This window comes from Ruminococcus sp. RTP21358st1_G6_RTP21358_211008 (assembly GCF_040908885.1).
GTDB classification, from domain to species: domain Bacteria; phylum Bacillota; class Clostridia; order Lachnospirales; family Lachnospiraceae; genus Blautia_A; species Blautia_A faecis.
The window spans coordinates 1-11,001 of sequence record NZ_JBDGDM010000077.1; the positions used below are offsets into that span (position 1 = coordinate 1).

Consider the following 11,001-nt stretch of genomic DNA (forward strand, 5'->3'; position numbering starts at 1 on the left):
GTTGCGCCGGCGAGTGAGCAATCACCATTGTCCGAATGCGTCCGCCTTGAACAACTTTCAACACACTAAATAGCAACTGAGAAAACCTTGTACAATAAAACCGGCTATGCTAAAATAAAGAAAGATTTCAGGGACAAAGCAGTTTGTCCCTTGTTTTACGTTTAAAGAAAGGACACCCCTATGTTTCACATAATCCCCGACAACTTTTTTGTCCCATTATCTTCTCCAAACCGAATTGTATACTGGGAATGTATCAGCCGCCTTTTTGCCATTATGGAACACCAGTTCTCCTTTGGCGTGGAAAGAGAAGTGCTGGTAGACGAGCTGGAATTTTATTTTGGACAGGAAAATGCGGCCCAGCTGGTGGAAGAAGAATTCCAGGCTGATGACAGCCGAAGCCGGGCTAACGGCATTTTGCGCCGCCTGGAATACTACGGCTGGATCGAAGTGGAAACAGACAAAAGCTACGTACAGCGTGTAAACTTCAAGGAATACGCTGTGAAAATAATCAAAACACTCCTGGATATCGCAGATGGGAAACAAATTGAATACCAGGGGTACATTTATACCATCTACAGTCTGGTAAAAGGCACCATGGATAAGCCGGGTATCGTGCTCATGCAGATCTGGGAAAACACTGACTACCTGATCACTGGTCTGAAAAACCTCAATTCCAACATCAAACACTACATTGATGACCTTACCAGACACAGCACGGTTGCCCAGATTATGGATGCACTGTTTAACGACTACATTACCAATATTGTAGACAAAGCCTACCACCGCCTGTTGACTTCTGACAATGTTTCCAAGTTTCGTCCGGAAATTATGCAGTGCCTGGAGAAAAAAAGCCACAATGAGGAATTTCTGGAAAAGGCATCTGCAGAGATTGCAGCTATCCGGGAGGTTTCCGAGGAAGAGGGGCGGGAACTGACCTACCGTTATCTTCACGAAATTATTGAGGCTTTCCGCAATATGGACGAGATTCTTCAGGAAATCAACCAGAAAAATACCCAGTACCAGCGAGCTGCCATCAACCGTGCTAAATTTCTCCTGGCAGGAAATGAAGATGTGCGGGGGCAGTTGAAAGAAATACTCATGGGAATTAATGAAGAAATCAACCGGGAAAATATGGATCTTGGGGGAATCTACCGCATTGATTTTCTGGATGATCTGGTGCGTATTTGCCAGTGTTCTATTCTGGAACAAAGTTCTCTGTATCTGGCAGTAGAAGGGAAAAAGGAATTCATCCCCTCCAGTCTGGAGAATGAGGAACCAGACGAAGAGCTTCGCCGTGAGAAAATGAGAAAGATGGCAGAAAAGATCCGGAAAGTGATCAGTGTAGAGAAAATTCAGAACTACGTAAACCGTTATCTGGCGGAAAAAGATGAGCTGGAAGCAAGCCAGCTTCCTCTCAATAATGAAGAGGATTTTATCAAACTGATCTATGTGCGCCTTTACGGTCAGCGCAAAAATATGGGATATGTAATAGAAACTCTGGAAGAACGGGAAGTAAACGGCTACCGTTTCAAAGATTTTCGGATACGGAGGAGAGAAAATGGAATATCTGGAAGGAATGCTGCAAAAAGAAAAGGATAATTTCAGCAGGGTTTGCAACCGTCTTCTGGGAACCTGCTTTTTGTGCAAAGGAAACCAGAATACCAAAGCAGATTATTATTTTGTGCTGAAATACAGGAAAGAATTTAAAGAATATCTGGGCGTTCTTGGCTATCGCCTTGAGATAAACGAGGAATATGGAGTGATTCAGCTGACCAGTCCGAGAGGGTATAACCGGATGAATCTGAAGCTTTATGATTCCATTGTACTTCTGATCCTGCGAATCCTTTACGATGAAAAGAAGCGTGAGCTTTCCGCAATAGAGGAGGTAATCGTGAACCTTGGAGACATTCAGGATAAGTTTGTGAGTCTTAATATCCGTGACAGATTAATCGACAAAACCACCATGCGAAATGCCCTGAGCCTGTTCCGAAGATATCAGATCGTGGAGCTTCTGGATAAGGATATGGGAGATGAAGAATCTCGTGTTCTGATTTACGACTCCATTCTGATGGTGGTACGTGCAGAAGACATTAAGGCAGCATATGAGAAACTGGAGACATACAGAAAGGGAAGAAACGAAAGCGATGAAGAAACTGACGAGGATGAAGCTGATTAACTGGCACAGGTTTAATAACTGTACCATAGAGTTTGGAGATTCTACTCTTTTATCTGGTGAAAACGGTGCTGGAAAATCCACTCTTCTGGACGCAATCCAGTTTGTGATCATCTGTTCCACCGGTTATTTTAACAAGGCGGCCCACGAGAATGGTAAGCGAAGGCTTACCGGATATATCCGCTGTAAAACAGGAAAAGAAAACCAGCCTTATGAGCGTACCGGCGAGATCAGCGCTCATGTTGCCCTGGAATTTTATGAGGAAAGCAAGGATAAATATTTCATTATCGGTGCTGTTGTGGATTCTGCTTCTGAGGGCCAGGAGACTACAGTGCGGTATCTGATGGAGAATACCAGGATCTCAGATGATCTTTTCCTGTACGGAAACCAGGTGAAATCCATTGCAGAATTCCGTGGTTCCAACATTGATATCCGCCAGTGGTGCAAGACCAATATGGAAGCCCGTAGAATGGTCACAGCAAGACTTGGAAGGATTGAAGATAAGTTCTTTCGTCTGATTCCAAAAGCGCTTGCATTTAAGCCAATCGACGATATTAAGGACTTTGTTTACTCTTACGTGCTGGATGAAAAAGAAGTCAATATTGATGTACTTCGGGAGAATGTGCGTACTTATCAGGATATGGAACGTACCCTTGATAACGTGAAAAAACGCATGAAAAAACTGAAAAAAATACAGGAATTGTACCAGCGTGTACAGGAGCGTATTGAAAAGGACAGGATGTACGAGTATTTCCTGAAACGTAGTGATCTGGAGCTTGTGGAAGGACAGCTTTCCAGTCTGGAAACTGCCAGAAAGAACGAAGAAATCCGTCTTTCCCAGGCGAAAGCCCAGTTGGAAATGCTTCAGAAAGAGCGCTCTGAAAAGCAGGAAATTGCCACAAATATTCGTGTAGAACTGCGTCATAACCAGGAATTTGTAGCTTTGGAAGAGGAGAAAAAAGAGCTGAAAAGGCTTCAGGATAAGAGACAGGAAGCTATGAATGAGGGGACGGAATTGAAGAAGAGCGTGGCTCAGGCGGCCAGGGACTGCGAGAGTTTATTGCGGACTATGGGGGCAGGGGACACTTCCGGATATTCTGCAGCAGTTTCTGCCGAAATGAGTCAGTCTGCAAATGCAGAAAATGGAACTGGCGCAGATTTCGCTTCCTGTATCCGTGAATACCGGAAAAAACTTCAAACTCTGGATGGTGATATCAATGTAACAGAAATAAAGAGCCTTACAGATGATGTGATCCATTTCAAACAGATGCGCTATGGAGAACTGCAGGAAGAGCAGGCGCAGCTGAAGATCCGGCTGAATCAGAACCAGACAGAATGGGAGAAATTAAGCAAAAAGATCAATAAACTGAAACGCAAAAAGCTGACTTATCCATCTGGAGTAGAGCTTCTTGTGGAGTCTGTACAGGAAGAATTTGCGGGTATTGGAAGAGAAATCCAGCCTGGAGTGCTCTGCGAAATGCTGGAAATTAAGGATGAGGAATGGCGAAACGCAGTAGAGGGGTATCTGAATACGCAGCGTTTTTATGTGCTTGTAGAACCGGAGAACTTCGATATTGCACTTGGTATTTATGACCGTCTTCGAAGAGAGAAAAAGGTTTACGGAGTAGGTCTGATCAATACGAAAGATCTGGAAAAATACGACACTGCGCCTGCTGGAACTCTGGCAGAAGTAGTCACATCCCAGAACAAATATGCCCGTCAGTACAGCAACATGCTCCTTGGAAAAGTACAGATGTGCGAGCGTTACGAAGACCTGAAAAAGTATTCTGTTTCTATCACAAAGGGCTGTATGAGATATCAGAACTGTGTGGCAAGTGCCATCAAACCAGAGGTATTTCGTGTGCCGTTTATCGGCAAAAATGCTTTTACCGTACAGCTGGCACAGGCTGAAGAAGAATTTCAGAAGCTTAGTGAAACAATGGAAAATCAGGAGAAAAAGCTGTCTGACACAAAAGAGATTCTGGGACTTCTTTCTACAGAAAGTGACGTGGATATTAAGTACCGTCTGGATGTGATCGCTACCCTTCGTATGTTAAATAAATCCATTGATAAATGTGAGGAAAATATACGAAAACTGAAAGAAAATTCCACCCTGATCCAGAAGCAGCTGCAGCTGGATGAGCTGGAAAAAATGCTTAGGGGATTGGATTACACCATCAGCTCCGACACGGAAAAAATCGGTGGAATGCGTGCCCGGATCCAGGATTTGGTTGCCAGAAAACAGACACTTCTGGAAAAACAGATTACCGGAAAGAGTGAGGTAACCACTCTTGCAGCAGATGCGGGAGAACGTTTAAATAGCTGGAATCGGGAATATAAGGAGGCTCTGGGAGTAAGATCAATTGAGCAGTTTCAAAGTGAATATTTTTATAAACTGCCTTCTAATAAGAGAAAATATAACAGTGAGAGATGTCAGATTGCCAAAGACAATATGATAAATGCCATGGTGGAGTATAAGACCGAGCATGATTTTGGTGCAGCTGCCAGTCTGGATGGTTTTCCTGAATTTGAGGCGGTATATGAACGTTTGAAAAACTCTGAACTTCTTGATTATGAGGAGAAAGTACAGTCTGCCCATAAAGCGGCAGAAACAGAATTTCATGAGCAGTTTCTGGCGAAATTACAGGAGAATATGAAGCTTGCACAGGGGGAATTTAAGGAACTGAACAAGGCGTTAAAGGGCATTGATTTTAGCAGTGAACGCTATGAATTCCAGTTTATGCCAAGTAAAAAATACCGCAATTATTATGAAATGATCATGGATGATTTCAATGTGACACAAGGCGAATCCCTATTTTCGGGAATCTTCCATGAGGCTCATAAAGATGTAATCGAGGAGCTGTTTGAACAGCTTTCGGTAAGTGGAGATAACAGTGCACAGGCTCTTGACGAGTTTACGGATTACCGTACTTACATGGATTATGACATTAAGATCATTCATAATGACGGCACCTATTCTTATTATTCCAAGGTATGTGAAGAGAAGAGCGGCGGTGAGACACAGACCCCGTTTTATGTGACAGTGGCAGCCTCTTTTGTGCAGCTTTACAGCAATAATATTGGTGGCGAGGCAGCTGGGCTGGTGCTCTTTGATGAGGCCTTTAATAACATGGATGATGAAAGAATCGGCGGCGTTTTGGAATTCCTGAGACGCCTTCCATTACAGCTTATTATCGCCGCTCCTCCAGATAAGATCCAGTATATCGGCCCGGCTATGGATGAAGTGATGCTAGTAATGACAGATCAGAAGCAGAGTTATGTGGAGGAATATCACAATGCAGTATGACTAGTACATCGAATATTAAGTAACTGCCATATTGACTTGTCTGATTTTTCATCTGCTGCGTTGTCGTCGGTCGCCGTAGCCACCGCTATGCCTCCTTTCTCCGCCTTGCATATGAAGAAATCATCCTGCGTCAATATAGCAGATACTTAATTTTCGATGTACTAACTGGTATTAGAGCGTGTTTGAAAAATCATTCCCGCAATCTGCACGCCCCACTTTGCGGGAGATTTCACCCGAATTCGGTTGCCGTAGCCCGCTATGGCGCCCTCATCCGGGCGAAATCTCCCACAAAGTGTGACGCACATCTTGCAGAAAGCCTTTTTCAAACACGCTCTAGAGAACCTGCTGGATTGCAGATGGATTCTGAAATTAACAGTTGCGCACAGATAGCTGAGGTATTAAAATATATAAAAATAACATAGCTGCAAAAAAGGAGGTACCGCATATGACAACATTGGAAATTCTGGACCGTCTGCAAGGGGATGCGCTGAAAGATGGTGAACTTCGAAAAAAGCTTTTGGCCACCCGTTTGGAAAAGGATCCTCTCACTGTTTTTTGCAGATTATGCAGGGAATTTGGCTATGAATTGTATGAAATGGACCTGGTATCTGCCGGAGAAGACTTCTATGCTACCATGCGCCGCAGTACCAATGGCGGCGGAGAAAACTCCCCGAAGCTGGAGGGGGAAGATGACTTCTATGAGCTTTTGATGGCAAGCCTGGAGGCAGCAGAGAAAGCAGAATAGAATTGGCTCAAATAGACATCAACTATGAGTGTTTTTGGTAAGCCAAAAGCATTATGCAAAACATTATGTAAACTAAAAAGACGACAGTTGAAAACCCAAATTTCGTTGAAAATTAGAGTGAAATGTCTGTTATAGATTGAAAAACAGGGAGTGTGTATGGCAGAATTAACGGAATTGCAGAAGCAGTTATTCGAATTACAGGATATAAAATATCGGGATTTCCACAGCAAATTAATGCCCGAAACAGCCAAGGAAAAGATTATTGGAATCCGTACTCCTGTGCTTCGGAATTTTGCAAAAGTATTCGCCGGTACTCCGGAATTAGAGGACTTTTTGCAGCAGCTTCCTCACCAGTTTTATGAGGAAAATAACCTTCATATGATGCTGATCACTGGGATAAAGGACTATCCGAAATGTATGGAAGAAGTACAGCGATTCCTGCCCTATATCGACAACTGGGCCACCTGTGATTTCCCAGAGCCAAAGTGTTTCCGTAAGAACAAAAAAGCAGTATTAGAAGAGGTCCGGAAGTGGATCGCCTCCACTGAAACCTACACTATTCGCTACGGGATCGGCATGCTTATGCGCCTTTTTCTGGACGAGGATTTTTCCCCGGAGTATCTTGAAATGGCAGCTGGCGTACAATCACAGGAATATTATGTAAACATGATGATTGCCTGGTATTTTGCCACCGCTCTGGCCAAGCAATGGGATGCTGCAGTACCTTATATTGAGCAGCACAGACTGTCGGACTGGGTACATAAAAAGACTATCCAGAAGGCAGTGGAAAGCTATCGGATTACGTCTGAACAGAAGGAATATTTGAAAGGCTACCGTTAAAAATAGGATTTTATGGTTTAGAGATTGAGAAATGAAAAACGCCAGAATGAAAAGCTTTATCAAGCGGTAAAGCGAATTTCATTCTGGCGTTTTGTATTTATGCAGGCATAAGATCCTGGTGGCTGCCGCAAATCAGCGGAAGCTCTTCAGCCAGTTCACCAGGGAATCATGCCAGATATTGTCATAAACGGTTTTCTTCATCTGGTCGGTTACCGGACCATTGTTTGCCATTTTCGCAAGGATTCCGGCTTGAAGCTCTTCTACGGTCATGTCCTCTGGGGACTTGGACCAGTCTACGGTTATCTGAGATTTTTCGGAGGCTGGTTCGGATGCGGTAGTAGTATTAGATGTTGTACCATCAGCTGCTTTTTCAGAAGCATTTGCGGTGCAATCAAAGTTACCTACAGTAGTCGCAACCGTTTCCTTTATGCTGTCCGTATTCGCAGCATTTTTCAGTGCCTGAGAGATCGGAGTTGTATTTTGCTCTGCGACAGTGGCAGCAGCTTCCTCTTTTGTCTGGTCTGCGTTGTCAGCCTTAACTGTTGTATTAGTAGTTTCCGGTGTCTTTGCATTCATCTCTACCGGCTTATACTCTGGCATATCCCCAGCCGGAACCCAGATATTGCCGCTGTTTCCGGCAACGGTTACATGAATGCGTCCATTTTCTACAGAAACTTTTTCACCGGTCAGAGTACCTACATACTCAGCTGCATTTCCAGCAGCCAGATCCATAGAAGCGGCATTGTCATTATTATTTACAGTGACGATCACACGCACCCCATCCAGGTCACGGGCAAAAGCATACTGGCGGTTGGTGAGCATAAGCTCTGCATAGCTTCCATAATTAAGAGCCGGTGTATTCTGGCGGACTTTTCCAAGGGCAGCAATAAGAGCTGTGCAAGGATTTTTCTCCACTGCGTCAGCATAATCAGCAAGATTTAAGGCTGGTCTTAAGCTGTCATCTGAGGTTCTTTCCTTACGTCCCTCAATTCCAAATTCAGAACCATAATAAATACTTGGAACTCCCGGAAGGGTGTAGAGAAGCACATGAACTGGAGCAAAATGCGCCTTATTGGAAAGTTTGGTGTAAATTCGTTCTACATCATGGTTGTCCACGAAATTATAAAGATCAAGGTCGCCCATGTTCTGCAGATATTTTACAGTGTGCGCGATCTCAAAATAGTTATGGTCATTGTGTCCGCTGTAAAGAGCCTTGTGAAGTGCATAATTTGTAACACTGTGAAGGGTGCTGCCATTTACCCAGCGGCTGTAATCGCCGTGGATGACTTCGCCCATCAGCCAAAAATCCGGTTTCACTTCCTCAGCGGTGCGGCGCAACTGTTTCATAAAATCAAAGTCCAGAACGTCCGCAGCGTCAAGACGGATACCATCCACATCAAATTCAGAAACCCAGAAACGGATCACATCGCAGATGTAGTTCTGCACATCAGGATTGCGCTGGTTTAATTTTACCAGAAGATTATATCCGCCCCAGTTTTCATAGGAAAAACCATCGTTGTATTCGGTATTTCCAGAGAAGTTCACATTACAGTACCAGTTTACATAAGGTGAATTCTGTCGCTTCTCCTGAATATCTTTAAATGCGAAAAAGTCACGTCCGGTGTGGTTGAATACGCCATCGAAGATAACCTTGATCCCTTTTTCATGGCAGGTTGCAACGAAATTCTTCAGATCCTCGTTGTCACCCAGACGGGAGTCAAGCTTCCTGTAATCAGTAGTCTCATAACCATGTCCCACACTTTCAAATAAAGGACCTATATATAAAGCGGTGCACCCGATTTCTTTAATATGATCGATCCACGGAAGAAGCGTATTCAGCCTATGCACAGGCTCCCCATACTCATTCTGCTTCGGCGCTCCTGTCAACCCCAGTGGATAAATGTGATAAAAAACTGCCTCGTTATACCAACTCATGTCTAACACCTCTGTCGTTTAAAATAAATTTGTACATTCAACGTTTTCTATAATAGCAGATTTTAGGAGCTTATTCCATATAAAAATATGATGATTCATGGTACTCTGTAAGGATTGTTAAGAATTTTTTGAAAACGGAAAATATATTGAAAATTTTCCTTAAGGGCAAAGGGGTAAAAATAGTGATTCGATATATAAAATGATGGAAGAACAGAAGAAAGCCTTTGTTGAGGCCTGATGGCAAACTATATCAATAAAACCTATTGACATACTATGAAAACAAGAGCATATTTTACAACAACATTAACGAAAGGAAAAACCACTTTCAAAAGCGGAAAAATGACAGTGAAGAGCTGAAAGTTTTATGCTAAAGTGCAGAAGTGGCGGGCCATCAGATGAATAAAAGGATAGGTCCAAGAATTTTTCATAAGAATACTGCAGAAGATTATCTTCGAGCAGCGATAGAGACAGCGAGCTGGATCGACACGCTGGCGGTGAAGACACAGAGTATGGAAGGATCTGGAAAGCGCTTCCGGAGGGACAGGAAGGATATCGTGAAGATGTTCCTATGTTTACGTCAAAAAGTATGTATGACGGTTCAGCTGGAATCGGAATTTTCCTGATCCGTCTTTATGAAGCCACTAGTGATGAGAGATGGCTGAAAGAAGCAGAAGAAGCGGCTGCGCATATTATTGCTACGCAGGTTGGTCTTGAATGGTATCAGCATACCTTACTTACATTCGGAGGTGAAAGGAATCATTCCTGTGCCGGGATGGGCGGCAGGATCTTATAATGGACCGGTAGGAGAAGCCTATTTCCTGGAGGATCTTTACCATGTGACAAGAAAGCAGGAGTATCGCGATTTCGTGTTACGCACAGCGGATATTCTTATGGAGGCAGCTTCTTGAGATGAACGCGGGTTGTTTTGGAGCGAGCAGGAGGATATTACTGCAGATGGCGGATTTATTGTTTTTCTGGATATTGTATATCGTCGCACTGGAATCCGGAAATATCTGGATTTTGCCAGTGAGGCAGCCGAACCTGGTATGACAGTTGGTGGAGAACCATCCCCACCAGAGTAGTAAGCTACCCGGGACTTTATGTAGGCGCAGCAGGATGCGGCTCTTCTTTACTGAGGGCTTACGCAGCGCTTACAGGAAAGAAGCTGACTAATTTGTATGAGTATCATTTTTTTGAGAAAATATAATGTACTTTATAATATGTACGAAGAATATGGAAATTATTTAACTGCAAAATATTACGGAACGTTTTCTTACATATAAATATAGCGCCTCTGCATACACTGTAAAAACAGCGTCGGCGGAGGCGTTTTTTTGAAAGAGTATATTGAAGAGCGGGCAGTAGAGATTGGAAATTATATTATCGAAACTAGGGCAACTGTAAGGCAGACTGCAAAAAGGTTTGGGATATCAAAGTCCACAGTACATAAGGACGTGACGACCAGACTTGCAAGCTTAAATCCAGCACTTGCAAGGCAGGCCAGGGCTGTGTTGGAGGTGAATAAATCAGAGAGACATATCAGAGGTGGTTTAGCTACCAGGGAAAAGTATTTGCATCAACATATGCTGGAAAACAATCTGCACAAAAAAATATAAACTTTTTTGTAAAAAGTGCTTGACGATTCCTTGCGATAGTGGTATAGTAAACAAACTGTCGCAAGGAATTGCTTCTGAAATGCTGAAAAATAAAATAATTTTCAGAAAATTCAAATTAACTGTTGACAAATGACTGAACTTATGATAAAGTAACCAAGTCGCTTGAACAGAACGACAGAAACAAACAACTTTATACAGCTTCTTGAGGGTCTGGAAAACTTTTGAAAAAAGTGCTTGACAAGATCTGAAAGATATGATAAAGTGAACAAGCTGTCGAAAAGAGATGACAGACAAACAACCTTGATAATTAAACAGTGAAACACATACGATTCTCGAAAATTCTTAACGAATCATCATTCAAAAGAATGAACTTTTTATAACAGTA

10 protein-coding genes and 1 pseudogene are annotated in these 11,001 nt (G+C 43.1%); 9 read left to right on the forward strand and 2 right to left on the reverse strand.

Annotated features, from left to right (window positions below; translation table 11 throughout):
• The first annotated feature begins 273 nt into the window (after positions 1-273).
• From AB5Z12_RS19725 to AB5Z12_RS19735, 3 genes are read left to right on the forward strand one after another with little or no spacing between them, the layout of a single operon-like run.
• Positions 274-1,599 (forward strand): Wadjet anti-phage system protein JetA family protein, encoded by a 1,326-nt coding sequence (locus AB5Z12_RS19725; protein WP_368368745.1) that lies wholly within the window; start codon positions 274-276, stop codon positions 1,597-1,599.
• A complete protein-coding gene (locus AB5Z12_RS19730; RefSeq protein WP_118583732.1) occupies positions 1,559-2,176 on the forward strand; it encodes a DUF4194 domain-containing protein in 618 nt (205 codons plus the stop codon). The genes AB5Z12_RS19725 and AB5Z12_RS19730 overlap by 41 nt, the downstream gene beginning before the upstream one ends.
• Positions 2,103-5,480: an ATP-binding protein gene (locus AB5Z12_RS19735; RefSeq protein ID WP_368368746.1), complete on the forward strand. Its 3,378-nt coding sequence runs from the start codon at positions 2,103-2,105 to the stop codon at positions 5,478-5,480. The genes AB5Z12_RS19730 and AB5Z12_RS19735 overlap by 74 nt, the downstream gene beginning before the upstream one ends.
• Before the next feature lie 161 nt (positions 5,481-5,641).
• Here AB5Z12_RS19735 and AB5Z12_RS19740 read toward each other — a convergent pair whose 3' ends face one another.
• Complete coding sequence (locus tag AB5Z12_RS19740) at positions 5,642-5,785, reverse strand: DUF6783 domain-containing protein (RefSeq protein WP_306467808.1); 144 nt, start codon at positions 5,783-5,785, stop codon at positions 5,642-5,644.
• Here AB5Z12_RS19740 and AB5Z12_RS19745 point away from each other — a divergent pair.
• The 3 genes and pseudogenes from AB5Z12_RS19745 to AB5Z12_RS19755 form a co-directional block, all read left to right on the forward strand.
• Positions 5,723-5,902, forward strand: a pseudogene (locus AB5Z12_RS19745) (DUF6783 domain-containing protein); the annotation flags it as partial. The gene AB5Z12_RS19740 and the pseudogene AB5Z12_RS19745 overlap by 63 nt on opposite strands.
• Positions 5,903-5,925: 23 nt before the next feature.
• The gene (locus AB5Z12_RS19750) at positions 5,926-6,225 is read left to right on the forward strand and encodes a hypothetical protein (RefSeq protein WP_368356870.1); all 300 of its coding nucleotides are present in this window, start codon (positions 5,926-5,928) and stop codon (positions 6,223-6,225) included.
• 156 nt (positions 6,226-6,381) lie between these two features.
• Entirely contained in the window at positions 6,382-7,065 is a 684-nt protein-coding gene (locus tag AB5Z12_RS19755) for a DNA alkylation repair protein (protein WP_148461585.1), read from the forward strand.
• A gap of 132 nt (positions 7,066-7,197) precedes the next feature.
• On the opposite strand, the gene AB5Z12_RS19760 is transcribed toward AB5Z12_RS19755, so the two are convergent.
• The gene (locus tag AB5Z12_RS19760; RefSeq protein WP_368356869.1) at positions 7,198-9,000 is read right to left on the reverse strand and encodes an alpha-amylase family glycosyl hydrolase; all 1,803 of its coding nucleotides are present in this window, start codon (positions 8,998-9,000) and stop codon (positions 7,198-7,200) included.
• Between the two features lie 568 nt (positions 9,001-9,568).
• Between AB5Z12_RS19760 and AB5Z12_RS19765 the strand changes: the two genes are divergently transcribed.
• The 3 genes from AB5Z12_RS19765 to spoIIID all read left to right on the forward strand — a co-directional run bounded on the left by AB5Z12_RS19765 (position 9,569) and on the right by spoIIID (position 10,616).
• Positions 9,569-9,793: a lanthionine synthetase LanC family protein gene (locus AB5Z12_RS19765; protein ID WP_270414568.1), complete on the forward strand. Its 225-nt coding sequence runs from the start codon at positions 9,569-9,571 to the stop codon at positions 9,791-9,793.
• Between the two features lie 127 nt (positions 9,794-9,920).
• Positions 9,921-10,082 carry a hypothetical protein gene (locus AB5Z12_RS19770; protein WP_195478767.1) on the forward strand — a complete coding sequence of 54 codons (162 nt, stop codon included), beginning with the start codon at positions 9,921-9,923 and terminating at the stop codon, positions 10,080-10,082.
• 252 nt (positions 10,083-10,334) lie between these two features.
• Positions 10,335-10,616, forward strand: coding sequence for a sporulation transcriptional regulator SpoIIID (gene spoIIID, locus AB5Z12_RS19775; RefSeq protein ID WP_118583748.1), 282 nt, complete (start codon positions 10,335-10,337; stop codon positions 10,614-10,616).
• Positions 10,617-11,001: the final 385 nt, after the last annotated feature.